General features: G+C 73.9%; 24 protein-coding genes. 7 read left to right on the forward strand and 17 right to left on the reverse strand.

Annotated elements, in window-relative coordinates:
- Positions 1-23: 23 nt before the first annotated feature.
- Positions 24-1,268: a D-alanyl-D-alanine carboxypeptidase gene (locus tag ACFYYT_RS10685; protein ID WP_351825430.1), complete on the forward strand. Its 1,245-nt coding sequence runs from the start codon at positions 24-26 to the stop codon at positions 1,266-1,268.
- A gap of 10 nt (positions 1,269-1,278) precedes the next feature.
- On the opposite strand, the gene ACFYYT_RS10690 is transcribed toward ACFYYT_RS10685, so the two are convergent.
- From ACFYYT_RS10690 to glyA, 4 genes are all read right to left on the reverse strand, one after another.
- Positions 1,279-2,328 (reverse strand): YihY/virulence factor BrkB family protein, encoded by a 1,050-nt coding sequence (locus ACFYYT_RS10690; protein ID WP_388607459.1) that lies wholly within the window; start codon positions 2,326-2,328, stop codon positions 1,279-1,281.
- A gap of 167 nt (positions 2,329-2,495) precedes the next feature.
- Complete coding sequence (locus tag ACFYYT_RS10695) at positions 2,496-3,092, reverse strand: 2'-5' RNA ligase family protein (RefSeq protein WP_351815831.1); 597 nt, start codon at positions 3,090-3,092, stop codon at positions 2,496-2,498.
- Between the two features lie 82 nt (positions 3,093-3,174).
- Positions 3,175-4,188 (reverse strand): tryptophan--tRNA ligase, encoded by a 1,014-nt coding sequence (trpS, locus tag ACFYYT_RS10700; protein ID WP_351815833.1) that lies wholly within the window; start codon positions 4,186-4,188, stop codon positions 3,175-3,177.
- Positions 4,189-4,358: 170 nt separating this feature from the next.
- Positions 4,359-5,627, reverse strand: coding sequence for a serine hydroxymethyltransferase (gene glyA, locus ACFYYT_RS10705; RefSeq protein WP_351815834.1), 1,269 nt, complete (start codon positions 5,625-5,627; stop codon positions 4,359-4,361).
- 234 nt (positions 5,628-5,861) lie between these two features.
- Here glyA and rocD point away from each other — a divergent pair, with 234 nt between their 5' ends.
- A complete protein-coding gene (gene rocD, locus ACFYYT_RS10710; RefSeq protein ID WP_351815836.1) occupies positions 5,862-7,067 on the forward strand; it encodes an ornithine--oxo-acid transaminase in 1,206 nt (401 codons plus the stop codon).
- A gap of 65 nt (positions 7,068-7,132) precedes the next feature.
- Here rocD and ACFYYT_RS10715 read toward each other — a convergent pair whose 3' ends face one another.
- Entirely contained in the window at positions 7,133-8,332 is a 1,200-nt protein-coding gene (locus ACFYYT_RS10715) for a glutathionylspermidine synthase family protein (protein ID WP_351815838.1), read from the reverse strand.
- Positions 8,333-8,340: 8 nt separating this feature from the next.
- The gene (locus tag ACFYYT_RS10720) at positions 8,341-8,667 is read right to left on the reverse strand and encodes a hypothetical protein (RefSeq protein WP_351815841.1); all 327 of its coding nucleotides are present in this window, start codon (positions 8,665-8,667) and stop codon (positions 8,341-8,343) included.
- 109 nt (positions 8,668-8,776) lie between these two features.
- Here ACFYYT_RS10720 and ACFYYT_RS10725 point away from each other — a divergent pair, with 109 nt between their 5' ends.
- On the forward strand, positions 8,777-9,592 hold the full coding sequence (locus ACFYYT_RS10725; RefSeq protein WP_351816140.1) for a DMT family transporter: 816 nt from the start codon (positions 8,777-8,779) through the stop codon (positions 9,590-9,592).
- Positions 9,593-9,631: 39 nt separating this feature from the next.
- Here the strand turns inward: ACFYYT_RS10725 and ACFYYT_RS10730 are convergent, their stop codons facing one another.
- Entirely contained in the window at positions 9,632-11,047 is a 1,416-nt protein-coding gene (locus tag ACFYYT_RS10730) for a PLP-dependent aminotransferase family protein (protein ID WP_351815844.1), read from the reverse strand.
- A 46-nt stretch (positions 11,048-11,093) separates the two neighbouring features.
- Between ACFYYT_RS10730 and ACFYYT_RS10735 the strand changes: the two genes are divergently transcribed.
- Complete coding sequence (locus tag ACFYYT_RS10735) at positions 11,094-11,600, forward strand: carboxymuconolactone decarboxylase family protein (protein WP_351815847.1); 507 nt, start codon at positions 11,094-11,096, stop codon at positions 11,598-11,600.
- A 37-nt stretch (positions 11,601-11,637) separates the two neighbouring features.
- On the opposite strand, the gene ACFYYT_RS10740 is transcribed toward ACFYYT_RS10735, so the two are convergent.
- The 5 genes from ACFYYT_RS10740 to ACFYYT_RS10760 form a co-directional block, all read right to left on the reverse strand.
- Positions 11,638-12,651: a hypothetical protein gene (locus tag ACFYYT_RS10740; protein ID WP_351815850.1), complete on the reverse strand. Its 1,014-nt coding sequence runs from the start codon at positions 12,649-12,651 to the stop codon at positions 11,638-11,640.
- A gap of 3 nt (positions 12,652-12,654) precedes the next feature.
- Positions 12,655-13,032: a hypothetical protein gene (locus ACFYYT_RS10745; protein WP_351815853.1), complete on the reverse strand. Its 378-nt coding sequence runs from the start codon at positions 13,030-13,032 to the stop codon at positions 12,655-12,657.
- Complete coding sequence (locus tag ACFYYT_RS10750; protein ID WP_351815856.1) at positions 13,022-14,803, reverse strand: hypothetical protein; 1,782 nt, start codon at positions 14,801-14,803, stop codon at positions 13,022-13,024. Before ACFYYT_RS10750 ends, ACFYYT_RS10745 begins: the two co-directional genes overlap by 11 nt.
- A 129-nt stretch (positions 14,804-14,932) precedes the next feature.
- A complete protein-coding gene (locus ACFYYT_RS10755; RefSeq protein WP_351815858.1) occupies positions 14,933-15,922 on the reverse strand; it encodes a malate dehydrogenase in 990 nt (329 codons plus the stop codon).
- A gap of 278 nt (positions 15,923-16,200) precedes the next feature.
- Positions 16,201-16,821, reverse strand: a complete 621-nt coding sequence (locus tag ACFYYT_RS10760) for a short chain dehydrogenase (protein WP_351815861.1) — start codon at positions 16,819-16,821, stop codon at positions 16,201-16,203.
- A 70-nt stretch (positions 16,822-16,891) separates the two neighbouring features.
- Between ACFYYT_RS10760 and ACFYYT_RS10765 the strand changes: the two genes are divergently transcribed.
- A complete protein-coding gene (locus ACFYYT_RS10765) occupies positions 16,892-17,773 on the forward strand; it encodes a LysR family transcriptional regulator (RefSeq protein ID WP_351815864.1) in 882 nt (293 codons plus the stop codon).
- On the opposite strand, the gene ACFYYT_RS10770 is transcribed toward ACFYYT_RS10765, so the two are convergent.
- Positions 17,760-18,296: a DUF3017 domain-containing protein gene (locus ACFYYT_RS10770; RefSeq protein ID WP_351815866.1), complete on the reverse strand. Its 537-nt coding sequence runs from the start codon at positions 18,294-18,296 to the stop codon at positions 17,760-17,762. The genes ACFYYT_RS10765 and ACFYYT_RS10770 overlap by 14 nt on opposite strands.
- The gene (locus ACFYYT_RS10775) at positions 18,286-19,146 is read right to left on the reverse strand and encodes a bifunctional methylenetetrahydrofolate dehydrogenase/methenyltetrahydrofolate cyclohydrolase (RefSeq protein WP_351815869.1); all 861 of its coding nucleotides are present in this window, start codon (positions 19,144-19,146) and stop codon (positions 18,286-18,288) included. Before ACFYYT_RS10775 ends, ACFYYT_RS10770 begins: the two co-directional genes overlap by 11 nt.
- Positions 19,147-19,400: 254 nt before the next feature.
- Here ACFYYT_RS10775 and ACFYYT_RS10780 point away from each other — a divergent pair, with 254 nt between their 5' ends.
- The gene (locus ACFYYT_RS10780) at positions 19,401-20,129 is read left to right on the forward strand and encodes an RDD family protein (protein WP_351815872.1); all 729 of its coding nucleotides are present in this window, start codon (positions 19,401-19,403) and stop codon (positions 20,127-20,129) included.
- Positions 20,130-20,213: 84 nt separating this feature from the next.
- On the opposite strand, the gene purH is transcribed toward ACFYYT_RS10780, so the two are convergent.
- Together purH and purN are read right to left on the reverse strand one after the other, a co-directional pair.
- On the reverse strand, positions 20,214-21,809 hold the full coding sequence (gene purH / locus ACFYYT_RS10785) for a bifunctional phosphoribosylaminoimidazolecarboxamide formyltransferase/IMP cyclohydrolase (protein ID WP_351815875.1): 1,596 nt from the start codon (positions 21,807-21,809) through the stop codon (positions 20,214-20,216).
- Positions 21,806-22,429, reverse strand: a complete 624-nt coding sequence (purN, locus tag ACFYYT_RS10790) for a phosphoribosylglycinamide formyltransferase (RefSeq protein ID WP_351815878.1) — start codon at positions 22,427-22,429, stop codon at positions 21,806-21,808. The genes purH and purN overlap by 4 nt, the downstream gene beginning before the upstream one ends.
- Positions 22,430-22,654: 225 nt before the next feature.
- Here purN and ACFYYT_RS10795 point away from each other — a divergent pair, with 225 nt between their 5' ends.
- Positions 22,655-23,257: a hypothetical protein gene (locus ACFYYT_RS10795; protein WP_351815881.1), complete on the forward strand. Its 603-nt coding sequence runs from the start codon at positions 22,655-22,657 to the stop codon at positions 23,255-23,257.
- 40 nt (positions 23,258-23,297) lie between these two features.
- Here the strand turns inward: ACFYYT_RS10795 and ACFYYT_RS10800 are convergent, their stop codons facing one another.
- The gene (locus ACFYYT_RS10800) at positions 23,298-25,067 is read right to left on the reverse strand and encodes a DUF6350 family protein (RefSeq protein ID WP_351815884.1); all 1,770 of its coding nucleotides are present in this window, start codon (positions 25,065-25,067) and stop codon (positions 23,298-23,300) included.
- Positions 25,068-25,149 lie beyond the last annotated feature (82 nt).

Here is a 25,149-nt window from a genome sequence, read left to right on the forward strand (position 1 = left end):
CATCGGGATGTACGTTCACCTGCGTGTCTGCCAAAAAGACCGCGCTGACGGTCCTTTCCGCCGCGCTGCTGGTCCCAGCGGTGCTCGTGTCGCCCGCGCACGCCGCGCCGACGCCACCCCCCGCGGCGGACGGGAAGGGGCGGCCGCCGAGGGCGCCCGTCGCCCCCGCGCCGCCCGCCTCGATGTCCACGGTCGGCGGGGCCTCGCTCGGCCAGCCGGGGACCCAGGTCAACCTGCTGCCCGGCGCCCCGGCCCTGCCCGCGAACCTCACCGGCCGGTCGTGGATCGTGGCGGACGCGGAGACGGGCGAGGTGCTCGCCTCGCACAACGCCCACTGGCGGCTGCCCCCCGCCTCCACCATGAAGATGCTCTTCGCGGACACCGTGCTGCCGACCCTGCCCAAGGACCAGGTGCACCGGGTCTCCGAACAGGAGATGTCCGGCGTCGGCGCGGGCAGCAGCCTCGTGGGGGTCAAGGAGGACATGGAGTACTCCGTCCACGACCTGTGGCTGGGGGTGTTCCTGCGCTCCGGGAACGACGCCGTGCACGTGCTTTCGGCCATGAACGGCGGCATCGACAAGACCGTCCGGGACATGCAGGCGCACGCCGAGGAGCTCCAGGCCCTGGACACCCACGTGATCTCCCCGGACGGCTACGACGCCCCCGAACAGGTGTCGAGCGCCTACGACCTCACCCTCATCGCCCGCTCCGGCCTGCAGAAGCAGGACTTCCGCGAGTACTGCGGCACGGCGGAGGCGAAGTTCCCCGGCCGCCAGGAGGCCGGGAAGCCGCGCGAGTACTTCGAGATCCAGAACACCAACCGGCTGATGACGGGCGCGGGCGGCCTGAGCCCGTACAAGGGCATCGCGGGGGTGAAGAACGGCAACACCACCATGGCCGGCTCCACCTTCACCGGCGCCGCCCAGCGCGGTGACAAGAAACTGCTGGTCACCGTCATGAACCCGGACACCGGAGGGGTCAACTCCGTGTACGAGGAGACCGCCGAGCTCTTCGACTGGGGCTTCGCGGCGGCCGGGAAGGTGAAGCCGGTGGGTGAGCTGGTGCCGCCGAAGAGCGCCGACACGACCTCCCTCGGCTCGCCCGCGCAGTCGCACGAGAACGCCGCCTCGGCGAGCGGGGACGACTCCGGCAGCAGCGGCATCGGCACGGCGGTCGGGATCGCGGGCGGGGCGCTGGCCGTCCTGGCGGGCGGGGCGTTCGTGGTCAACCGCCGCTGGCCGCGCGGCCGGCGCGGCCAGCGGAGCTAGGGCCCTTCGGCTAGCGGGGCCGGACCGGGCCCGGCCCGGGGGCAGCCCCCGGGGCCGGGCCCGGGGCGGGTGCCGGGGCCGGGGCCGGGGCGGGTGCCGGGGCCGGGGCCGGGGCCGGGGCCGGGTCCCGCGGGGCGTCGCCGCCGCCGCCGTCGTCCGCTCCGCCGCCGTCGCCGTCCGTCTCCGCCCGCCGCGCCACCGCGTCCTTCCCGTCGTCGCGGGTCGCCGTCCAGGCGGCGCAGAACAGCAGCAGCTTCGCCGTGAAGTTGATCCACAGCAGCAGGGCGATCGGCACGCCGAAGGCCCCGTACATGCTCTTGCCCGCGACCCCCCGCATATAGCCGCTGAGCAGCAGCTTGAGGAGCTCGAACCCGGCCGCCCCGATCAGCGCGGCCTGGATCAGGCGCCCGCGGGGCGGTTCGACGCCGGGCAGCAGCGTCAGGACGTACAGCAGCAGCAGGAAGGCGGCGATCACGCCGACGAGGAAGGCGCCCGCGCGCAGCAGTGCCCCGCCCGCCCCGTCCCGGGGGACGCCGAGGAGGTCGCCGAACTTGCCGACCGCGCTGGAGCCGAGGATCGACGCGGCCGCCGAGGCGAGGCCCGCGCCGCCGAGGCCCAGCAGGACCAGGGCGTCCTTGCCCTTGCGGACGACGGGGTTGCCCTGGTCCTCGTCGTCCTTGTCCCAGACCGCGCGCAGGCAGTCCCGCATCGATCCGACCCAGCCGATGCCGGTGAAGAGCAGCAGGGCGCCCGCGACGAGGCCGATGGTCCCGGCGTTGGCGGCGAGCCCTTCGAGGTCGAGCTGGTCGGAGATGCCGGGGACCTGCTCGGCGAGGTTCTGCTGGAGGCGGCTGAGCTGATCGGGGCTGAGCAGGGCCGCGCCGACGGCGATGGCGACGGTGAACAGCGGGAAGAGCGCGAGGAAGCTGATGAAGGTGATGGCCGCGGCGAGCCGGGCCCAGTGCACCCGTTCGAGGCGCTCGTAGGAGCGGTACGCGTGGGTCCGCATCGCCCCCGACACCAGCGGGCCGATCACGGGGAGTTTCGTCAGCCAGTCCATGGAAGTCACCGTAAATGAGCCGCCCGAAATAGCCGGGATTACCGGTTGCTGGGACTACGGTCGTCGTTTGTGACTTTTTCCGATACGCGCCCGACGGCCCGCCCGTTCCACGCCCTGGTCCTGCGCGGGCTCCGCTTCCGTGCCGTCCGGGCCCTGCGGCCGCTGCGTCAGGAGCGGCGGCCCGCCGTGCCCGCGGCCGTGTCGGCGGCGGGCGGCGACTGTGCGGGGACGGTGGTCGTGCCGCTGCCGAAGGGGTACTCGCGGAGCTTGCGCCAGACGCCGTCGGAGCCCTGCTCGTAGAGCGCGAAGCCCTCGCACAGCCAGTCGGCGGCGTAGTCCGCGAGCTCGGCGTAGGCCCGGTCCATCGCCTCCTCGGAGATCCCGTGGGCGACCGTGACGTGCGGGTGGTACGGGAACGCCAGCTCGCGCACGAGCGGCCCCTCGGGATCGCGGACCCGCCCCTGGAGGCGGGTGCAGTCCGGGGCGCCCTCGACGAGCCGGACGAAGACGACCGGCGAGACGGGCCGGAAGGTTCCCGTCCCCTCCAGCCGCATCGGGAAGGAGCGGAAGGCCCCGGCGACCTCGGCCAGGTGGGCGCGGATCCCGGGCAGCCGGTCCGCCTCCACCTCGGTGGGCGGTACGAGGGTGACGTGCGTGGGGATGCCGTGCGCGGCCACGTCCCCGAAGCCGGCGCGCAGCCCCTGGAGCTGGCTGCCGTACGGCTCCGGGACCGCGATCGAAACGCCGAGCGTTACGGTCCCCACGTGTCTCTCCTCCATGTGTGTACGGGTGCTGCCGCCTCAGTGTGGCGCCAGCACCCCCTCCGCCGCCAGGGGCCTCGGTCCGTCAGTGCTTGGCGGGCAGGAAGCCGAGGTGGTCGTAGGCCTGCGCCAGGGTCTCGGCGGCGACCGCCCGGGCCTTCTCGGCGCCCTTGGCCAGCAAGGAGTCCAGGGTCTCCGGGTCGTCCAGGTACTCCTGGGTCCGCTGCTTGAAGGGTGTGACGAAGTCGACCATCACGCCGGCCAGGTCGGTCTTGAGCGCGCCGTAGCCCTTGCCCTCGTACTTCGCCTCCAGGGCGGGGACGCTCTCGCCCGTGAGGGTGGAGTAGATCGTGAGCAGGTTGCTGACGCCGGGCTTGTTCACGGCGTCGAAGCGGACCTCCGCCTCGGTGTCGGTGACCGCGCTCTTGATCTTCTTCTCGGTGACCTTGGGCTCGTCGAGGAGGTTGATCAGGCCCTTGGGCGAGGACGCGGACTTCGACATCTTGATCGCCGGGTCCTGGAGGTCGTAGATCTTCGCGACCTCCTTGACGATGTGCGCGGCGGGCAGCGTGAAGGTCTGGCCGAAGCGCTGGTTGAAGCGCTCGGCCAGGTCGCGGGTCAGCTCGATGTGCTGGCGCTGGTCCTCGCCGACCGGGACGGCGTCCGCCTGGTACAGGAGGATGTCGGCGACCTGGAGGATCGGGTACGTGAACAGGCCGACGGTGGCGTTGTTGGCGCCGGACTTCGCGGACTTGTCCTTGAACTGGGTCATCCGGCTGGCCTCGCCGAAGCCGGTGATGCAGTTCATGACCCAGCCGAGCTGGGCGTGCTCCGGGACGTGGCTCTGGATGAAGAGCGTGCAGCGCTCGGGGTCCAGGCCGGCCGCGAGGAGCTGCGCCGCCGAGAGGCGGGTGTTCGCGCGCAGGTCCTTGGGATCCTGCGGCATGGTGATCGCGTGCAGGTCGACCACCATGTAGAACGCGTCGTGCGTCTCCTGTAGGGCGACGTACTGACGGATGGCTCCGAGGTAGTTCCCGAGGTGGAACGAACCGGAGGTGGGCTGGATGCCGGAGAGCGCGCGAGGACGATCAGAAGCCATGGCCCCATTCTCTCAGGTGCGGGGGCGGGCCCGTGCCCTCCGCTGGCCGGAACCGCGGTGCTCGCCGCCGCCACCGCCCGGCCCCCGTACGGGTACCGGGCGGTAGCGGGGCGGCCGGATCTTGCCCCGGCCGAGCGACCGATTCCCGGGGGCCGGGCCGCGAGGAGGGCCTACAGCGGGAGTCCGGGCGCCGGGAAGGCGGCCATCAGGGCGGCGACCTCGGCGCGGACCGCGGCCAGGGCGCTCTCGTCGCCCTTCGCGGCCGCGTCCACCGAGCGGGAGATCCACTCCGCGACGGCCGGCATGTGCGCGACACCGAGCCCGCGGGAGGTGAGCGAGGGGGTGCCGATCCGGATGCCCGAGGGGTCGAAGGGCTTGCGCGGGTCGAACGGCACCGTGTTGTAGTTCACGACGATCCCCGCCCGGTCCAGGGCCTTGGCCGCGACCTTGCCCGCCACGCCCCGCGAGGTGAGGTCCATGAGGATCAGGTGGTTGTCCGTACCGCCCGACACGAGGTCGAAGCCCCGCTCCAGCAGCGCCTCGGCCAGCGCCTTGGCGTTGGCGACGACCGCGTGGGCGTACGCCGTGAACGCCGGCTGCGCCGCCTCGTGCAGGGCGACCGCGATGCCGGCGGTCGTCTGGTTGTGGGGACCGCCCTGGAGACCGGGGAAGACCGCCTTGTCGATGGCCTTCGCGTGCTCCTCCCGGCACATCAGCATCGCGCCGCGCGGCCCGCGCAGGGTCTTGTGGGTGGTCGTGGAGACCACGTCCACGTGCCCCACCGGGGACGGGTGCGCGCCGCCCGCGATCAGGCCCGCGATGTGGGCCACGTCCGCGACGAGGACCGAGCCGGCCTCCTCGGCGATCGAGGCGAAGGCGGCGAAGTCGATGGTCCGCGGCAGGGCCGTGCCGCCACAGAAGATGATCTTCGGGCGTTCGGCCAGGGCCAGCTCGCGCACCGCGTCGTAGTCGATCCGGCCGTCTTCGGCGCGGACGCCGTACTGGACGCCGCGGAACCAGGAGCCCGTCGCGGAGACCCCCCAGCCGTGGGTGAGGTGCCCGCCCATCGGCAGGGCCATGCCCATCACCGTGTCGCCGGGCTTCGCGAAGGCCAGGTAGACCGCCAGGTTGGCCGGGGAGCCGGAGTACGGCTGGACGTTCGCGTGGTCCACCCCGAACAGGCCCTTGGCCCGCTCGACGGCCAGGGCCTCGACCCGGTCGATGTTCTGCTGGCCCTCGTAGTAGCGGCGGCCCGGGTAACCCTCGCTGTACTTGTTCTGGAGGACCGTGCCGGAGGCCTCCAGCACGGCGGCGGACACGTAGTTCTCACTGGGGATCAGCCGCAGCGTCCGCGCCTGGAGGCCCTCCTCGGCGGCGACGAAGGACGCCAGCTCGGGATCGGTGGCGAGCAGTGCGGGGTGACGGTGGTTCTCGCTCATGGCGGTTCCTCCGGGGTCGATGTCGTCTCTCGTCCCCGCGAGGCCCAGGCGAGCGGCCCTGTGTGCGGTTGTGCGCGCACGGCTCCCCCGGAGTCCGTTCTCCGTGCGCCAGTCGCCGTGCGTACCGGACACCCTAGCTGGCGCGCCGGGAAGAAGGTTTCTCCGTCCGGGATCCGAGCGACGATAGAAAGGACGCCACCCACGTCACCGGCCAGACGGACGATCGGAGACCCCGTGTCGAGAACTGCTGATGCCATCCGCGCAGCCGACGAGCACAGCGCGCACAACTACCACCCCCTGCCCGTCGTCGTGAGTTCGGCGGAGGGCGCGTGGATGACCGACGTGGAGGGCCGCCGCTACCTGGACATGCTCGCCGGATACTCGGCCCTGAACTTCGGCCACGGCAACCGCCGTCTGATCGACGCCGCCCGCGAGCAGCTGGAACGCGTCACCCTCACCTCCCGCGCCTTCCACCACGACCGCTTCGCCGACTTCTGTACGCAGCTCGCCGAGCTGTGCGGCAAGGAGATGGTGCTGCCCATGAACACGGGGGCGGAGGCCGTCGAGACGGCCGTGAAGACGGCCCGCAAGTGGGGGTACGAGGTCAAGGGGGTGCCGGACGGCCACGCCAAGATCGTCGTCGCCGCCGACAACTTCCACGGCCGCACCACCACCATCGTGTCCTTCTCCACGGACCCCGAAGCGCGCGGCCACTTCGGGCCCTACACGCCCGGCTTCGAGATCGTCCCGTACGGAGACCTCACCGCGCTCTCCCGCGCCGTCACCGAGAACACCGTGGCCGTGCTGCTGGAGCCCATCCAGGGCGAGGCGGGGGTGCTGGTGCCGCCCGCCGGATACCTGGCCGGCGTACGGGAACTGACGCGCGAGCGGAACGTCCTGTTCATCGCGGACGAGATCCAGTCGGGCCTGGGCCGCACCGGCGCCACCTTCGCCTGCGAGCACGAGGGGGTCGTCCCCGACGTGTACGTGCTGGGCAAGGCGCTGGGCGGCGGCGTCGTCCCGGTCTCCGCGGTGGTCGCCGACCGGGACGTGCTCGGGGTGTTCCGGCCGGGCGAGCACGGCTCCACCTTCGGCGGCAACCCGCTGGCCTGCGCCGTCGCGCTGGAGGTGATCGCGATGCTGCGCTCGGGCGAGTACCAGCAGCGCGCCACCGAGCTGGGCGACCACCTGCACCGGGAGCTGAACCTGATGGTCGGCGGCGGGGCGGTGACCGCCGTGCGCGGGCGCGGGCTGTGGGCGGGCGTCGACATCGACCCGTCCCGCGGCACCGGCCGGCAGATCTCCGAGAGGCTGATGGAGGCCGGGGTCCTGGTGAAGGACACCCACGGGTCGACGATCCGGATCGCCCCGCCGCTGGTGATCAGCAAGGAGGACCTGGACTGGGGCCTGGACCGGCTGCGGTCGGTACTGGCCGGCTGAGCACCGGCCGGCCCCGGACCGACCGGCTCGGGTCAGCCGGCTCGGCACGGGCCGGCTGACCCGGGTCAGAGGATGACGTGGGGCAGGAAGCGGGCGTACTCGTCCGTGACCGGCCCCGCCGATTCCCTGATGCCCAGCCCCGCCGCCTCCTCCTCGACCACCCACGCGCCGAGGACGACGCGGTTGCCGTCGAAGTCGGGCAGCGGGGCGAGCTCCTGGAAGACGTACGTCTCCCCCTCGGCCGGCACGAACGGCCCCTCGCCCCCGCCCGGCCCGTGCAGGGTGACCCCGGCGCCCTCGCGGCCCAGCAGCGGCTTGGCCGCGTAACCGCGGGAGCCCGGTGCGCCGAGTTCGCGCGGGCCGTCGAGGTAGGCGGGCAGCAGGTTCGGGTGCTCCGGGAAGAGCTCCCACAGGATCGCCAGCAGCGCCTTGTTGGCCAGCAGCATCTTCCACACCGGCTCGATCCACGCGGTGCTGCCGGAGCCGCCGCCGTGGTCGTACGTACCGAGGACCTGCGGGCCGAAGGCATCCTCGGCCAGCCACTCCCAGGGGTAGAGCTTGAAGCAGCCGCGGATGAAGCGGAGCCTGTCGTCCACGAACCGGCCCGAGAGGCTGTCCCAGCCGATCTGCTCGACGGACAGGGCGTGCGTCTCCAGGCCGGCCTGTTCGGCGGTCTCCTGGAGGTAGGCCACCGTCATCAGGTCCTCGCCGAGCTCGTCCGTCTCGGAGTGCGCGAAGTGCAGCGGGCCGGGGGGCAGCAGTTCCGCCTGCCGGCGCCAGGCGTCGACGAGCCGCTCGTGCAGGGAGTTCCACTGGTCGGCGCCGGGGAAACGGTCCTCCATCCAGAACCACTGCGGGCTCGCCGCCTCCACCAGGGAGGTGGGGGTGTCGGCGTTGTACTCCAGCAGCTTGGCCGGGCCGTCGCCGTCGTAGCACAGGTCGAAACGGCCGTAGAGGGACGGCTGTTCGGCGCGCCGGCGCCAGGACTCGGCGATCACCGCGGCCAGCTTCGGATCGGTGATGCCGAGGTCGGCGAAGCGGTCGTGCTCCACGATGTGGGCCGCCGCGGCCAGGCACATGGCGTGCAACTCCTCGACCACCCCCTCCAGCGCCTCGACCTCCGGGAGGGTGAAGGAGTAGTACGCGCTCTCGTCCCAGTACGGGCGCAGGGAGTCGTCCGGGTAGCGGGTGAGGGGATAGATCAGCCCCTGCTCCTCGACGGTCTTCTGCCAGTCGGGGCGGGGTTCGATGGTGTGCCGCCGCATGCCCGCGCTCAGCCGCCGGAGGTGCCGGAGTGGCTGCTGCCGCCGATGCCGCCGCGGGTGACCGCGGACTTGTCGAAGCTGCCGCCGCTCACCTTGCCGTTGCGGACGGAGCCCCCGTAGTAGTAGGAGCCGTGGCCGCCGCTCTTGCAGTCCTTCATGTTCAGGTGGTCCAGGGAGGAGCGCGAGGCGCAGCGCTTGTCCGGCTCGTCGCTGCTGCCGCACGCCACGAGGGTGGCGGCGAGCAGGCCCATGCCGCCGAGGGCGACCGCACCGGAACGCATGCGGCGCCGGGTGGCGGGGGTGCTGGTGGTCGTACCGGTCGTACTGCTGTCCATGGCCGACAGACTAGGGCCGGGCGCGGGGGGATGGAATCCGGCCGTCGTCACACCCTTGTCACGGGTGGGCGGCCCGCCGGGGGCCTACAGTCGGTTCGTGTTGATTGGGATGCTTTGCGCGCTGGGTGCGGCCGTCTGCTTCGGTACGGCGTCGGTCTTGCAGGCCATGGCGGCGCGGGCGGCGGAGCCGGGCACCGGCTCGGGGGTCGACGCCGCCCTGTTCCTGCGGGCGCTGCGGCAGTGGCGGTACCTGGCCGGACTGGGGCTGGACGCGGTCGGCTTCGTGCTCCAGATCATCGCCCTGCGGCACGTCCCGATCTACGCGGTGGGCGCGGCGCTGGCCGCCAGCCTCGCGGTGACGGCGGTGGTCGCGGCGCGGCTGCTGCGGGTACGGCTCTCGCGGCTGGAGTGGGGCGCGGTGGGGGTGGTGTGCGCGGGGCTGGTGATGCTCGGGCTGGCCTCCGGTGAGGAGGGCACCGGGACGGGGTCGCTCGCCCTGGAACTGGGGCTGCTGGCGGTGGCGGGGCTGGTGCTGCTGGTGGGTGCGGTGGCGGGGCGGCTGCCGGACCGCTCGCGGCCGCTGGTGCTCGGGCTCGCGGCGGGAACGGGCTTCGGGGTGGTGGAGGTGGCCGTACGGCTCATCGACTCCCTGACCTCGCAGGAACTGCGCAACCCGGCCCTGTACGCGCTGCTGCTGGGCGGGGCCGCCGCCTTCCTGCTGCTGACCTCGGCCCTCCAGCGCGGCTCGGTCACCGCCGCGACGGCCGGGCTGGTCCTGGGCGAGACGATCGGCCCGGCGGTGGTGGGCGTGGTCTGGCTCGGCGACCGCACCCGCGAGGGCCTCGCCTGGCTGGCGGTCCTCGGCTTCGCGGTAGCCGTCGCGGGGGCGCTGGCCCTCTCCCGCTTCGGCGAACCGGAGGCGTAGGCGGCCGGCGGAGGCGGCCGGCGGAGCCCGGCCCGGGTCTCAGGGGAGGGTCGCGAGGAGGGCTTCCAGGGTGGGGGTCCAGGCGCTGTCGGAGGGGGTGCCGTAGCCGACCACCAGGGCCTCGCGGGGCGGCATCGCCGAGTCCGGGTGGTGGTAGCGCACCAGGCCCTCCAGCGCCAGGTCCTGCCAGGCGGCGGCCCGTACGAGGGCCCGCTCCGTACCCGGCGGCAGGTCCAGCACCGCGTGCAGCCCGGCCGCGATGCCGGAGACGGGCACCTTCCCCGCCACCGCCGCGACCAGCTCGTCCCGGCGGCGCCGGTAGCGCAGCCGCATGCCGCGCACGTGGCGGTCGTAGGCCCCGGAGGTGAGGAACTGCGCCAGCGTCAGCTGGTCCAGCGCGCTGGAGGTCCCGACGGCCCACGCCCGTACGGCGAGGACCTCCTCCAGCAGGTCCGGCGGCACCACCAGCCAGCCCATCCGCAGCCCGGGCGCCAGGGACTTGCTCGCGGTGCCGATGTACACCACCCGGTCCGGGTCGAGCCCCTGGAGCGCGCCGACGGTCTGCCGGTCGTAGCGGAACTCCCCGTCGTAGTCGTCCTCGATGATCAGGCCGCCCGTGGTCCGCGCCCAGTCCACCGCCGCCGCCCGCCGCTCGGGGGTCAGGGCCGCGCCGGTCGGGAACTGGTGCGCGGGGGTCAGCAGCACCGCGCCCGTACGGGGGCCGAGGCCGGACAGGTCGGGGGTGCGGGCCCCGTCCCCGTCCACCCACAGCGGCCGGGTCCGCAGCCCCTCGGCGGTCAGCAGGCCTCGGTGGATGTCCAGGCTGTACCCCTCGACCGCCACCTCCCGCACCCGGCGCGCCCGCAGCATCCGCCCGAGCAGGGTCAGCCCGTGCGCGAACCCGCCGCACAGCACGATCCGGTCCGGATCGGCGTACACCCCCCGGGCCCGCGCCAGATAGCCGGCGAGGGCCTCGCGCAGCTCCACCCGGCCGCGCAGGTCGGTGGTGTAGCCGAACGCGTCGTTGGGGGCGTCGGTGACCGCCCGCCGGGCCGCCGCCAGCCAGGCGGTGCGCGGGAAGGAGCCGAGGTCCGGGGAGCCGGGGACCAGGCTGTACGAGGGGCCCCGCCGGGCGGGCCGGTGCACCGGCGCCGCGCCCGGCGCCCGGCGCGGCCGGGCCCGCTCGGCGACCCGGGTCCCGGAGCCCTGACGGGCGGTCAGCCAGCCCTCCGCGACGAGTTCCCCGTACGCCTCGGCGACCGTGTTCCGGGCGATCCCGAGGTCGGCGGCGAAGGACCGGGACGACGGCAGCCGGGTCCCCGGCGCCAGCCGCCCGCCGCGTGCCGCCTCGCGCAGCGCCTCCGTCAGCGCGGCCCGCAGCCCGCGGCCGCCGCGCACGGCGGCGGAGACGTCCAGGTGCAGGTCGGTCCCGAAAGTGGCCCAAGATCCCGTCATGGATATGGACCATATCGGCGGGCCGCGTCCTTCGTACGGTGGACCCATGACCAACGACACGAAGACCACCGCACTCGCCGCCGAGCACTCCCCCCGCCTGCAACTGGCGAAGCTGTCCCCGCAGTTCTACAAGGCCGTCGTCGCCATGGAGGCCGCCGCGGTCAAGGGCCTGGACCCGGCCCTGGTCGAGCTGGTCAAGATCCGCGCCTCGCAGGTCAACCACTGCGCGTTCTGTCTGGACATGCACACCAAGGACGCCCTCGCGCAGGGCGAGAGCGTCGAGCGGATCGTGCAGCTCAGCGCCTGGGAGGAGTCGCGGCACTTCTACACGGAGAAGGAGCTCGCGGCGATCGAGCTGACCGAGGCCGTCACCGTCCTGACCGACGGCTTCGTGCCCGACGAGGTGTACGCGAAGGCCGCCGCCCACTTCGGGGACGAGGAACTGGCCCAGCTGATCGCCGTGATCACGACGATCAACGTCTGGAACCGGATCGCCGTGACCACCCGCCTGGTCCCGGGCCACTACACGCCGGGCATGTACAAGAACGCCTGACCCCGGCGGGGCGCCGGAGCCCCTGCCGCGGTGCCGCTCAGCGCGGCCGGAAGGAGTCCAGCGCCGCCGTCAGGTGGGCGCGCGTCGTCGCCGCGTCGGCGGCCGGACCGGCCGCGAGCAGGGCCCACCGGCCTCCGTCGGGCGTGCTGACGATCCGTTCCACGCCCTGGCGGCGGCCGTGCGACTCGGCGCTGTCGTACTCGTAGACCAGCTCGCACGCCCCGCCCGCGACCGGACCCAGGGAAACCTGCCGGTAGGCGGGCGTGCCGTCGTCCAGGCGCTGCGAGGACAGCCGCAGCAGTTCGCAGGAACCCGTGCCGGAGTCCTCGCCGACCCGGAAGATCTGGAGCAGGGCGCTGCGGTCGCCGGGCGGGCGGTAGAAGGACCCGCTGCCGGTCTCGTCCCGGCTGGGCTGCCAGCCGTCGGGGACGGCCACGGAGAAGCCGCCGCTGCCGTCGCTCACCATGGTGTAGCCGTTCCCGGTCCCGGGCGACGGGCTCGGCGACGCGGTGGCGCTGGGCGTGCCGGGTTCCGGGCGCGGGCCGGTCGGCTCCTGCGAGGAGGTCGGCGCGGCGGGCGGGCGGGCGGCCGCCGGGGGCGCGTCCTCGGCGCCCAGCAGCATCCACGCCGCCACGGCGGAGCCGGCCACGACCGCCGCCGCGACGCCCACCAGCAGCGGAATCCGCCACGGCCGGGCGCCGTTCCCCTCCGGGGGGTGCGCGTACGGGTACGGGGGCGGGGGCGGCTGCGCGTCCCACGCCCCGTACCCGGCCGGCCCCGGGGGCAACGGCGGCACGGCCCCGACGGGCCCCTCCCACCACCCCGGCGCCCCGGGCGCGGCCGGGTCCACCGGCGCGACCGGCGCCCCGAAGGACGCCGGCTCACCCCGAAAGCCCGGCTCTCCGGCAGCCTCCGGCGTACCGGGCGCGGTCGGGGGGGCCGGCGGGGTGGGCGGGGGCTGGTGGTCCGGGGCCGGGCGGGGGCCCCATTCCCAGCGCTGGAGCTGCGAGTTCCACCAGGAGGCGCCCTGCGCGTCGTCGGGCGGGGGCACCGGTCAGCCTCCCAGCGACGCGAGCAGTCCGCCCAGGGCGGTCGCCGCGCTCACCGTCTCCACCAGCGGAGCCCACCGTTCCAGCGCCCCGCGCAGCCGCGCGGCCAGCCCGGGCCGGATCGCCTCGGCGCCCTCCAGCTCCCCGGCGACCCCGTCGAGTTCGGCGTCGAGCGCCGACCGGTCCTCGCCGCGCGGCAACCGCACCAGCGCGGCGCGCAGGTCGAGGACCGCCTCCAGCAGCTCCGCCGCGCCGGGCGCCGGGGTCCCCGTACCCGTACCGCCGTGGTGGACGGTGTTGGTGTGCCCGGAGCCGCCGATGCTGAACGCGCTGCCGCTGACCCGGTCCACGCGGACCCGGGGTTCCTCGCCGTTAGCCGCCATGCCTGCTCCTCCTCCCGCGCCGGTCGCCGTCGCCGACGCTGTTGTGGTGGCCGGTGCCGCCGACGCTGAACGCGCTGTCGTTCACCGACTGGATGAACACGCCGCCCTCCGCGACGTGGACCGCGCGCTGCGCGAACTCCTCCGTGTGCCAGCCCGCTTCGTGCAGGGCGACGGTAACGCCGCCGACGACCCTGTCCTGAATGGTTTTCAGATACCGGTCGAGGTCCATGAGGTGGAAGAGGGAGCCCTCGTCCTGGGAGGCGATCTCCCGCACCGACAGCCCCGGCCCCTCGGGCCGGGCCCCGCCGTGGCCGCCCGTGGCGATCCGCCACCAGCTGGCGACGCCCCGGCCGAGGGTGGCGAGGGCGCCCGTGAAGGAGCGCGGGGTGGCGGCGAGCGCCCCGACCGCCGTGCCGAACCAGTTGTTGTGCAGCAGCCGGTGCGCGTCCGCGTCGGCCCGCTGGAAGTCCCCCCGTACGGGGAGCAGCACGTGCGGGGCGACCTCCAGCATCAGCATGCCGCCCTGGGTGTGGACCCGTACGAAGACGCTGACGACGAGGTTCTCGTCCCAGCCGCCGACCCGGACGCGCAGGAAGTGCCTGCGCCGCTCCCCGCCCTCCTCCACGGCGCCGCGCCGGTGCTCGGCGAAGCCCTGCGCGGTGAGCGGGGCCACGTCCCGGTGGGGCAGCCCGCCGGCCGGGAGGAAGACGCACTCGTCGACGACCAGCTCGCGCAGCCGGTCCAGGACGGCCTCTTCGGCCTGCGGGGAGCCGTGCGGGGACGGTACGCGCAGGGCCTCCAGGAGCGGTACGACGCGCCCCACCATGTGGGCGTTGGTGAGGGGCTGCGGCGTGCGGCCGGGCGCGAGGTCCTCGCGGGGGCGCAGTTCGACGGACAGCTGCCAGGGCCGGAACGGCTCCCCGGCGCCGGTGAAGGGGCTGTTGACGTCGTACATGACGAGCGGGGCGTGCTGCTCGGCCCGGATGCGGTCACGGACGCGGGCGTGACGCGGGCCCGGCGCGGCCTCGGCGGAGTCGTGCGCCGGGTCGGCGTAGCGGGCCGGGGAGAGCTCGGTGGCCACGATGCGGGCGGCGTGCGCGCGCTGGAGCGCGACGACGGTGACGATGGCCGCGAAGACGAAGGGCGTCAGCCACACGTGGAGGGGCGGCCCGGAGTCCTGCGACGGGTAGCCGTACGGATCGCCGCCGAAGTCCCCGAAGCCGCCGGAGCCGCCGGAGCCGGGGGGAACGAGGAGGCCGACGCCGGGGAAGGCGAAGGCGAGGGTGTTGGCGACCGAGCCGGAGAGCACCCCCCAGATGGCCACCAGGACGGCGGCGAACGACCACCACGCGTAGATCCGGACCAGCAGGGACAGGAACCGCAGCAGCCTGTTGGTGCGGGCGCGCAGCCGGCGGGCGAGGCTCAGCATCAGGAAGGGGAACAGCAGCAGGGCGAGCAGGCCGCCGGTCAGCAGCGAGCCGGCGAACCAGGCCCCGAGGACCCCGGCGGCCCAGGCGAGTTCGACGCGGCGGGCGCGCAGGGCGTGGGCGAGGACGCGGGACGCGTCGAATCCGTAGGAGGGGGCGGCGATCCGCTCCTCGTGCACGAACAGTTCGTCGATCACCCGGTCGCGGTACGCCGCGTCGAGGTAGGTCCCCGCGCACAGCAGCCGGCCGGCCTCGCTGACCGCGGGGTGCACGGGCGGGCGGCCCGCCCGCCGGCCGGCCCCCGGGCCGGGGGCGGGCTGAGGGGGGATCAGGTGGTCGGTCACCGGCCGACCCTATTTTCCGCCCCTACCGCCCGACAGGTCCAAACGCGCCAAAGCGCCCCGGCTGGTTTGGCCGGGGCGCTTTGGCGTGCGTACAGGTCGGACGACCGGATCGGATCCGGTCGGATCCGATCAGATCAGGCCGAGCTCGCGCACCGCGTCGCGCTCCTCGACGAGCTCCGCCACGGACGCGTCGATGCGCGTGCGGGAGAACTCGTTGATGTCCAGGCCCTGGACGATCTCGTACTTGCCGTCCTTGGTGGTGACGGGGAAGGAGGAGATGATGCCCTCCGGGACGCCGTAGGAGCCGTCCGACGGGATGCCCATGGAGGTCCAGTCGCCCGCCGCGGTGCCGTTCACCCAGGTGTGCACGTGGTCGATGGCGGCGTTGGCGGCCGAGGCGGCCGAGGACGCGCCACGGGCCTCGATGATCGCGGCGCCGCGCTTGGCGACGGTCGGGATGAAGGTGTCGGCCAGCCACAGCTCGTCGTTGACGACCTCGGCGGCGTTCTTGCCCGCGATCTCCGCGTGGAAGATGTCCGGGTACTGGGTCGCCGAGTGGTTGCCCCAGATGGTGAGGCGCTTGATGTCGGTGACGTCGGCGCCGGTCTTCTTGGCGAGCTGCGAGATCGCGCGGTTGTGGTCCAGACGGGTCATCGCGGTGAAGCGCTCCGCCGGCACGTCCGGGGCGGCGGCCTGCGCGATGAGCGCGTTGGTGTTGGCCGGGTTGCCCACGACGAGGACCTTGATGTCGTCCGCGGCGTGGTCGTTGATGGCCTTGCCCTGCGGCTTGAAGATGCCGCCGTTCGCGGAGAGCAGGTCGCCGCGCTCCATGCCCTTGGTGCGCGGGCGGGCGCCCACGAGCAGCGCGACGTTGGCGCCCTCGAAGCCCGCGTTCGGGTCGTCGAAGATGTCGATGCCCTTCAGCAGCGGGAAGGCGCAGTCGTCGAGCTCCATGGCGGTGCCCTCGGCGGCCTTCATGCCCTGCGGGATCTCCAGGAGGCGGAGCTTGACCGGCACGTCCGCGCCGAGCAGGTGGCCGGAGGCGATGCGGAAGAGCAGCGCGTAGCCGATCTGGCCGGCAGCGCCGGTCACGGTGACATTCACGGGAGTGCGGGTCATGGCCTTCTCCGTTAGACAGCTGGCGGTGGGGCGTCCCTGCCCCATGTGCCTGGGCCCCAAGTGCCGGGCCCCAGGTGCTGGACCCCATGTTCCGGGTCCACGTGCTGGGTGGACGCCGCTCCCCTGTCCTGGCGAATCTTGACGTGAAGAGACATCCGCGGTCAGGCTATCCGACCCGAAGGGCGGGTAATCCCCGGGTCCGTGTGGTCCGTGGCACACGGACCCCCGGGATCGAAGGCGCGGAGCCCCTCCGGCCCCCCGCCCGCACCCCGGGACGGCTACTCCACCCGGAAGATCTGCCCCGTCCGGTGCCCCTCGACCGACTTCACGTAGGCGTTCGCCGCGCGGGCGACCGGCACGGGGTCGAACCCCGCGAAGATCTCCCCGTAGACGTCCATGGACTCGGTGAAGACGGTCGGGCTGACCGCGTTGATCCGCTGGCGGCCGGGGAGTTCGATGGCGGCGGCCCGGACGAAGGCCTCCACCGCGCCGTTGACGAGCGAGGCCACCGAACCGGTGAGCAGCGGCTCGCGCGCCAGGATGCCGGTGATCAGGGTGTACGAGGCGTGCGCGGGCAGCCGGGCGGCGCCCTGGCGGACCAGCTCGATCTGGCTGACGGCCTTGCCCTCCAGCCCGGCGCGGACATCGGCGGTGGTCAGTTCGCCGAGCGGGCGCCACGGGACGCTGCCGGCCGCGCTGGCCACCGCGTCCACGGCGCCCGCCGCGTCGTACATCGCCCGTACGGAGTCGGGGTCGGTGATGTCGACGCGGATGTCCGCGTCCTTGCGGGAGGCGGTGACCACCTGGTGGCCGCGCTCGCGCAGCGCGGTGTGCACCGCGCGGCCGAGGGTGCCGTTGGCGCCGACCAGGAGGACCTTGGAGACCTTCGGGAGAGTCATGGGACGAGCATCGCGCCCCCTCAATGTGAAGTCCAGCTACCTCCGCTACAGCAATCATTAAGATGAACTCATGCTTGATGTGAAGCGCATGGTGATCCTGCGGGACCTGGCGGAACACGGAAGGGTGACCGCGGTCGCGGACCTGCACCGGGTCACCCCCTCCGCCGTCTCCCAGCAGCTGCGCGCCCTGGAGGCCGAGGCGGGCGCCGTCCTCGTCGAACGGGAGGGGCGCGGCCTGCGGCTCACCCCCGCCGGAACCGCCCTGGCGGCCGCCTGCGAACCGGTGCTGGACGCCCTGGAACGCGCCGAAGGGGCGGTCCGCGCCCTGGACGCCGGACCGGTCGGGGAACTGCTCGTCGGCTGCGCCCCGAGCGCGCTGGCGACGGTGGCCGCACCGCTCGTCGCCGCCCTCGCCGTACGCCACCCGGGGCTGCGGCCGCGCATCGTGCAGGCCGACCCGGAGGAGGCCGTGCCGCAGCTGCGGCAGCGCCGCCTGGACCTCGCGGTGACGTACGCCTACCCGCTGCTGGGCGCCCCGCCCGCGCGGGGCACCACCGCCGTCCCGCTGTTCGACGACCCGCTCTGCCTGGCCCTGCCCGAGGCGCTGCTCCCGGCCTACCGGCGGGAGGGGCTGGCGGCGCTGCGGGACGCCGACTGGATCTCGGCCCCCGCCCCGAGCAGCTGCCGGGAGATGCTGCTGCACGCCTGCCGCAACGCCGGGTTCACCCCGCGCATCGCGCACGAGTGCGCGGACCTGCGGGCCGGGCTGTGGCTGGTCACGGCCGGGCGCGCCGCGTCGATCCTGCCGGGACTGCTGTGCGACGCGCCGCCGCCCGGCACGGCGGTGGTGGAACTGCCGGGCCGGGGGCGGACCCTGGAGGCGCTGGTGCGGGCGGGTACGCAGGCCCGGCCGGCCATCGCGGCGGCGCTCGCGGTGCTCACCGGACGGTGAAGCGGACCGCGGTCTCCAGGAAGGGGATCTCCAGCCACGGCTTGGGCTCCATGACCAGCGCGAGCAGCGTGATGGCCACGCCGAGCACGCCGTAGGTGACCATGTCCGTGAACCGGGAGCGCACCGCGAGCATGCCCACCGAGGGCAGGACGCGGCGCAGTACGGCGGCGGCGATCAGGGCGACGCCGATCAGCAGGCAGCCGAACCGGGGGTGGCTCGTCGCCGTGGACAGCAGCCCGGCCGCCGTGGCGGCGAGGACGCTGAGCATCGGCCACTGACGGGCGGGCGCGGACACCGCCCCGGACACGGCGCGGCCGCCGCCTTCGGGACGCACGGTGCCCTCGGTGACGGCGGGGAACCGGCGCGAGCGCACGGCCCCGGGCGGCGCACCGGCGGAGTCACCGCCTCCGGCGGCGGTCTTCGGCGCGGGCTCCGGCGCGGGCTCCGGCCGTGCGGGGCCCGGGCCGTCGGGGGACTCCCCCGACGGCCCGGCCGCACCGGCCCCGTCGCGCTCAGCCCGCACTGGGAATCCGCTCCGCCGCCTCGACGACGTTCACCAGCAGCTGCGCGCGCGTCATCGGGCCGACGCCGCCCGGGTTCGGCGAGATCCAGCCCGCCACCTCGGCGACGCCCGGGTGCACGTCCCCGACGATCTTCCCGTTCTCGTCGCGGCTGACGCCGACGTCGAGCACGGCCGCGCCCGGCTTCACGTCCTGCGGCTTCACCAGGTGGGCGACTCCCGCCGCCGCCACGATGATGTCCGCCTGGCGCAGCAGACCGGAGAGGTCGCGCGTACCGGTGTGGCACAGGGTGACCGTCGCGTTCTCGGACTTGCGGGTCAGCAGCAGCCCGATGGACCGGCCGACGGTGATGCCGCGTCCGAGCACCACGACGTGCGCGCCGTTGATCTCGACCCCGTGGTGGCGCAGCAGCTCGACGATGCCGTACGGGGTGCACGGCAGCGGGCCCGGCTCGTTCAGCACCAGCCGGCCGAGCGAGGTGGGGTGCAGGCCGTCGGCGTCCTTGGCCGGATCCATCAGTTCGAGGACCCGGTTGGTGTCGATGCCCTTGGGGAGCGGGAGTTGGACGATGTATCCGGTGCAGTCCGGGTTGGCGTTCAGCTCCCGCACGACCGCCTCGATGTCCTCCTGGGAGGCCGTCGCGGGCAGTTCGCGCTGGATGGAGGCGATGCCGACCTCGGCGCAGTCCTTGTGCTTGCCGTTGACGTACCAGCGGCTGCCGGGATCGTCGCCGACCAGCAGGGTGCCGAGGCCGGGAGTGATGCCCCGGGCCTTCAGCGCCGCCACTCGGACGGTCAGTTCGGACTTGATCGCGGCTGCGGTGGCCTTGCCATCGAGAATCTGGGCGGTCATGCGGCCATCCTCCCGGATGGAGCGGTCCCGGTTCCAGTCGGGCGGAAACCGTACGGTCCACTTCATTGCACTTGCACAACAAGTACGCCCCAGCCTCGCAACTGGCTGGACAAGGCCCATAGGGGCCCACCACGATGACGGTCGGCAACACGATCGCAATGAGTGCCGCGGGCAGTGCCGGGGGGCGTACCGCAGAAAGCTGAAGTCCTCCGTGCGTGCCGTGCGTCCCCGCACTTCACGGAGGAAAGACCCAGATGAGCTTCGGCGACCCGAACAACCCGTACGGGCAGCAGCAGCCGCCGGCCCCGCAGGGCCAGCCCGGCTACGGCTACCCGCAGCAGGCCCCGCAGGGCGTCCCGCCGCAGGCCGGCTACGGATACCCGCAGCAGGGCCAGCCGCCGTACGGCGCGGTGCCGCCCCAGGCGCCGGGCACGCTCCAGGCGAACAACGGCTTCATCAACGTCGCCGGCCTGGGTACCGTGCAGGTCGCCACGATGGGCCGCCGCTTCGGCGCGCGCCTGATCGACGGCGCGGTCATCTTCGTGCTGTACCTCATATTCAGCGGCATCGGTCTCGCCGGCGCCGTCGGCCTCCAGAAGTCCATCGACGACTGCAAGACCATGGACCCGCTGTCGAGCGCGTACCAGTCGTGCGTGAACGACGCGGCCGGTGGCTTCGTCGCCGCGTTCCTGGGCTTCATCCTCATCTTCTTCGTCGCCACGCTCCTCTACGAATGGCTGATGATCGCTTTCGTCGGCGCGACGGTCGGCAAGCTGGCGCTCGGCCTGAAGGTCGTCAAGGAGAACACCGGCCAGAACCCGGGCCTGGGCGGCGGCTTCATCCGCTGGATCATCCCCATGGTCGGCGCCTTCCTCTGCGGCATCGGCCAGATCCTGGTCTACCTCTCCCCCTTCTTCGACAACTCGGGCAAGCTCCAGGGCTGGCACGACCGTGCCGCCGGCACGATCGTCGTGAAGAAGTAGCAGTACCGCTCGCACGCGCCGAAGGCCGCGCCCCGCTCCGTACGGAGTGGTGCGCGGCCTTCGGCGCGTGCGGGGCGGGCCCCGTCAGTGGAAGAAGTGACGGGTGCCGGTGAAGTACATCGTCACCCCGGCCTTCTTCGCGGCCTCGACGACCTGCTCGTCGCGGACCGAACCGCCCGGCTGGACCACGGCCTTGATGCCCGCCGCGGTGAGGATCTCCAGCCCGTCGGGGAAGGGGAAGAAGGCGTCGGAGGCCGCGTACGAGCCCTGCGCGCGCTCGGCGCCCGCCCGCTCGACGGCCAGCTTCGCCGAGTCCACGCGGTTGACCTGGCCCATGCCGACGCCCACGGAGGCGCCGTCCTTGGCGAGCAGGATCGCGTTGGACTTGACGGCCCGGCAGGCCTTCCACGCGAAGGCGAGATCGGCCAGTTCGGCGGCCGGCAGCGCGTCACCGGTGGCCAGCGTCCAGTTCGCCGGGTCGTCGCCCTCGGCCTGGAAGAGGTCGCTCTGCTGGAGCAGCGCCCCGCCGCTGATCGGCTTGAGGTCGCCCGGCTGGTGCGGGGTGCCCTCCACCTTCAGGACGCGGATGTTCTTCTTCTTGGCGAGGACCTCGACGGCGCCGTCCTCGTACGCGGGGGCGGCGATGACCTCGGTGAAGATCTCGGCGACCTGCTCGGCGAGCTCGACGGTCACCGGGCGGTTGACGGCGATGACGCCGCCGAAGGCCGACAGCGGGTCACAGGCGTGCGCCTTGCGGTGCGCGGCGGCGATGTCGGCGTCCACGGCGATCCCGCACGGGTTGGCGTGCTTGATGATCGCGACGCAGGGCTCGTCGTGGTCGTAGGCGGCCCGGCGGGCGGCCTCGGTGTCCACGTAGTTGTTGAAGGACATCTCCTTGCCGTGCAGCTGCTCGGCGTTGGCGAGCCCGCCCGGCTGGCCGTCGGTGTAGAGGGCGGCGGCCTGGTGCGGGTTCTCGCCGTACCGCAGGGACGACTTGCGCTCCCAGGCGCCCGCGAGGAACTCGGGCAGCGGGGACGCGGGGGACTCCGGGGCGTACGCGTTCGTGAACCAGGAGGCGACCGCGACGTCGTAGGCGGCGGTGTGCTGGAAGGCCTCCGCCGCGAGCCGCTTGCGGGCGGTCAGGTCGAAGCCGCCGTCCTTCACCGCGTCCAGGACGTCGGCGTAGCGGGCCGGGCTGGTGACGACGGACACCGAGGGGTGGTTCTTGGCCGCGGCGCGGACCATCGACGGGCCGCCGATGTCGATCTGCTCCACGCACTCGTCCGGAGTGGCACCCGACTGGACGGTCGCCAGGAACGGGTACAGGTTGACGACCACGAGGTCGAAGGGCTCCACGCCCAGCTCCGCGAGCTGGTTGCGGTGGTCCTCCAGGCGCAGGTCGGCGAGGATGCCGGCGTGCACGCGCGGGTGGAGGGTCTTGACGCGCCCGTCCAGGCACTCGGGGAAACCGGTCAGCTCCTCGACCTTGGTGACGGGCACCCCGGCCGCGGCGATCTTCGCGGCGGTGGAGCCGGTGGAGACGAGCGCGACACCCGCCTCGTGCAGGCCGCGGGCCAGCTCTTCCAGGCCCGTCTTGTCGTAGACGCTGACGAGCGCACGCCGGATCGGCCGCTGCGTGGTGGTCGGGTCGGTGCTCGCTACGGTCTCTGCGGCGGTCACTGGATCGTTACCTTTCGTCCCTCAATGCGGTAGCCGTGCCGGGCCAGGCGCCCCACGACGTCGACGAGCAGCTGGCGCTCGACTTCCTTGATGCGCTCATGGAGCGCGGCTTCGTCCTCCCCGTCCCCGATCTCGACGACACCCTGGGCGATGATCGGACCGGTGTCCACGCCGCTGTCCACGAAGTGAACGGTGCAGCCGGTGACCTTCGCCCCGTACGCGAGGGCGTCGCGCACCCCGTGCGCGCCGGGGAAGGCCGGGAGGAGGGCGGGGTGGGTGTTGATGAACCGGCCGCCGAAGCGGTCGACGAAGTTCTTGCCGACGATCTTCATGAAGCCGGCCGAGACGACGAGGTCCGGCGCGTGCGCGTCGGTGGCCGCGGTCAGGGCCTCGTCCCACTCCGCACGGCTCCCGTAGGCCTTGACCGGGCACACGAAAGTGGGGATCCCGGCCTTCCGTGCCCGTTCGAGTCCCGCGATGTTCTCGCGGTCGGCCCCCACGGCGACGACTTCCGCACCGAAACCCTCGGCTCCGCCGGGGTGTGCGTCGATGGCGTCGAGCAGGGCCTGGAGGTTGGTGCCGGAGCCGGAGACCAGCACGACCAGGCGGGACGCGGGCATGGAGGGCCCTTTCTTACGGGAATGCCGTCGTTCGTCTTGTGTGGTCATACGAAACTTCGGGGTACCGATATACGGGGAACCATACGAAGCCACCGACCGCCTGCAACGATACCGGCACACCGGACCGCCCCCGAGGGACGGGGGGACGGGTGGGCGGTAGCGTCAGGCGTACACCGCACGCCGGGCGCGCGCCCGGCCCACGACACAGGGGAAGTAACGCACTCGATGCCGGACCGCCGTCAGCCCGACCCCTCGACCGACGACAACCCCTTCGCGGCGCCCCCGGAGGGTCGGCCCGACCAGCAGTGGCAGCCCCGGCAGCCGCAGCGGCCGCAGGACGGCGGCGGCTCCGGCCGGGGCCCCTCGGAGCCCGGCGGCCCCGAGGGCCCGGCCCGGTGGGACCCGATGGACCCGCTCCAGCGGCGTGCGCGGTACGCGCTGCTGTCGGGCATGTGGGGGTTCTTCTTCGGGATCTTCGGGATCCCGTCCATGGGGCTGCTGCTGGGCGCGCTCGCGGTGTACTGGGGCATCAGCGCCCTGCGCGGCCGCCCGGCCGCGCAGGCCGACCCGGCGACGGGCACCCCGCCCCGCCCCGGCGGCCTGGCCGCCCTGGGCCCGGCGGCCCGCCCGCAGCGCGCGGCGGCGGTCAGCGGCCTGGTCGCCGCCGCACTGGCGCTGCTCTTGGCGGCGAGCTCGTACGCGCTGCAACTGGCGTACAAGGACTTCTACGTCTGCCGCGACGACGCCCTGACCCGCACCGCGGAACTCCAGTGCAACAACCTCCTCCCGGACAACGTCGTGGGCGAGATCCTGAAGGTCCAGCGCTGATCCGACCCGGCGGTCCCGGCCCCGCCGGCGGTTGAGGCGGTCAGGACGGCGGGCGCCGCCGGGCCAGGACCCGCGCCCCCGCCGAGGGCGGCAGCAACGGCGCGCCCACGTCCGGCGGAGCCACCGGCTCGGGCGGAGCCACCGGCTGGGGCGGAGCCACCGGCTGGGGCGGAGCGACCGGCTGGGGCGGGGTGACCGCAGCCACCGGCTGAGCGGGCGAAGCACCCGCCGCGAACGGCGCAGCCGGAGGCTGAACGGGCGGAGCAGCGGCCCCGAGCGGCGAAGCCGCAGGCCGGGCGGGCGGGGCACCAGCCGCCGTCGGCGCAGCCACCGGCTCGGGGGGAGCACTGGCCCCGGGCGGCGCGGCCGCAGGCGCGGCGGGGGGAGCAGCGGCCACGGCCGGCGGAGCCACCGGCTCGGACGGAGCGACCGCCGCCCCGACGACCGGCGGAGCCACCGGCTGGGCGGCCTCCCTCAGCGCCGCCCAGCGCAATTCCCGCACCCCCGAGTCGTGCCACGCATCCGCCCCCACCCCACCGGAGGCCGGCCGCATCCGCCACACCTGCACCCCCACCGCCACCGGCACCGCCAGCAACAGCGTCCACCCCACGGCCGCGCACCCCACCGCCCACCACACCGGCCCGAAGCCGGCCAGCGCCCGCGACCCCAGCGGCCCCGACGCGGCCGCCGCCAGGCCGGCCATCGCCAGCCCGCACACCACCGCGCCCAGCGCCGCCGTCAGCGCGGTCTCCCCGGCGGAGACGTCCCGCGCCCGGCGCACCGCGAACCACCCCACCACCAGTCCCGCCGCCACCGGCACCCCGGCCGCCGCCCAGGTGACCGGCGTTCCCGGCCCCTCCGGCGGCAGCGCCGCCAGCAGCGGGAACCTCGGCAGGGCCGGCGCCCCCGGAAAGCCGAGCGGCGTCGCCGTCACCCCGGCCCCCACCGCGAACCCGGGCCCCAGCCCGTACGCCGCACCCCACACCATCGCGTTCGGGACCAGTGCCAGCGCGAGCAGCAGCACCGCGAAGCGCCCGGACCACACCCCGGTCAGCGTCAGGAACGAGGACTGCGTCTCCGCCCCGTGCCACGCCAGCGAGGCGCCGACGAGCAGGGCGCCGCCGCCCAGCAGGACGAGGACCCCGGCCGCACCGGAGCGCAGCGCCAGCGCGTAACGGGGGCGCGCGATGGCTTTCCGTACGCCCCCCGGAACCCACTCCGGCAGCGGCCCGACCGGCCGCCCCTTCGCCGACCACACCCCGGCGGCCCCGGCCAGCGCCGCCACCAGCGGTACGTGCCAGGCCGCGCTGAGCGGATCGGCCGGCATCGGGCCGCCGGCCGCGTACACCGTGGCCAGCACCCCGACGCTCAGGTACCCGCAGGTCACGGCGGAGAACACCACCCCGGCCGGCAGCACCTCGTCCGGCTCCTCCCCCACCCCGGCGCCGCTCCCGGACGCGCTGCCGAGCCGCGCCGCCCGCCGCATCAGCAGCACCGGCAGCGCCACCAGCAGCAGTGGGACCAGGCCGACGGGGGCGGGCACCCCGGAGAGGGTCTCGTAGCGGACGAGCTCCGTCCCGTGGGCCATCAGCCACAGTCCGGCGGCGAGGTGCAGCGCCCCGCCCGGGCCGCTGTCCGGGTAGGGGGAGCTGATCCAGAGCACGGTCACCAGCACGGCCAGGAAGCCGAGCCCCAGTCCGGCGGCCACGGCGCCGCCGAGCACGCAGGCGGCAGCGGCGGGCGAGCGCCGCCCCGCACGGTCCCGTGGGGCCGTCGGCAACGAGGTCCCGCGTTCGGTCACTTGGGTCACCCCGCCATGGTGCCAACGACACGCGCTATGGGCGGGTAACAGGCGAATGCCCGTGGTGTCGCTCAATATACGTTTATGTACT

It is taken from the genome of Streptomyces sp. NPDC002032 (genome assembly GCF_042890765.1).
Taxonomy (GTDB): domain Bacteria; phylum Actinomycetota; class Actinomycetes; order Streptomycetales; family Streptomycetaceae; genus Streptomyces.

Coding starts and splice junctions, on each gene's coding strand:
- ACFYYT_RS10690 (WP_388607459.1), bottom strand. CDS start 2,328: ATGGACTGGCTGACGAAACTCCCCGTGATCGGCCCGCTGGTGTCGGGG.
- trpS (WP_351815833.1), bottom strand. CDS start 4,188: ATGGCTTCTGATCGTCCTCGCGCGCTCTCCGGCATCCAGCCCACCTCC.
- glyA (WP_351815834.1), bottom strand. CDS start 5,627: ATGAGCGAGAACCACCGTCACCCCGCACTGCTCGCCACCGATCCCGAG.
- ACFYYT_RS10715 (WP_351815838.1), bottom strand. CDS start 8,332: ATGCGGCGGCACACCATCGAACCCCGCCCCGACTGGCAGAAGACCGTC.
- ACFYYT_RS10720 (WP_351815841.1), bottom strand. CDS start 8,667: ATGGACAGCAGTACGACCGGTACGACCACCAGCACCCCCGCCACCCGG.
- ACFYYT_RS10725 (WP_351816140.1), top strand. CDS start 8,777: ATGCTTTGCGCGCTGGGTGCGGCCGTCTGCTTCGGTACGGCGTCGGTC.
- ACFYYT_RS10730 (WP_351815844.1), bottom strand. CDS start 11,047: ATGACGGGATCTTGGGCCACTTTCGGGACCGACCTGCACCTGGACGTC.
- ACFYYT_RS10735 (WP_351815847.1), top strand. CDS start 11,094: ATGACCAACGACACGAAGACCACCGCACTCGCCGCCGAGCACTCCCCC.
- ACFYYT_RS10745 (WP_351815853.1), bottom strand. CDS start 13,032: ATGGCGGCTAACGGCGAGGAACCCCGGGTCCGCGTGGACCGGGTCAGC.
- ACFYYT_RS10755 (WP_351815858.1), bottom strand. CDS start 15,922: ATGACCCGCACTCCCGTGAATGTCACCGTGACCGGCGCTGCCGGCCAG.
- ACFYYT_RS10760 (WP_351815861.1), bottom strand. CDS start 16,821: ATGACTCTCCCGAAGGTCTCCAAGGTCCTCCTGGTCGGCGCCAACGGC.
- ACFYYT_RS10765 (WP_351815864.1), top strand. CDS start 16,892: ATGCTTGATGTGAAGCGCATGGTGATCCTGCGGGACCTGGCGGAACAC.
- ACFYYT_RS10775 (WP_351815869.1), bottom strand. CDS start 19,146: ATGACCGCCCAGATTCTCGATGGCAAGGCCACCGCAGCCGCGATCAAG.
- ACFYYT_RS10780 (WP_351815872.1), top strand. CDS start 19,401: ATGAGCTTCGGCGACCCGAACAACCCGTACGGGCAGCAGCAGCCGCCG.
- purN (WP_351815878.1), bottom strand. CDS start 22,429: ATGCCCGCGTCCCGCCTGGTCGTGCTGGTCTCCGGCTCCGGCACCAAC.
- ACFYYT_RS10795 (WP_351815881.1), top strand. CDS start 22,655: ATGCCGGACCGCCGTCAGCCCGACCCCTCGACCGACGACAACCCCTTC.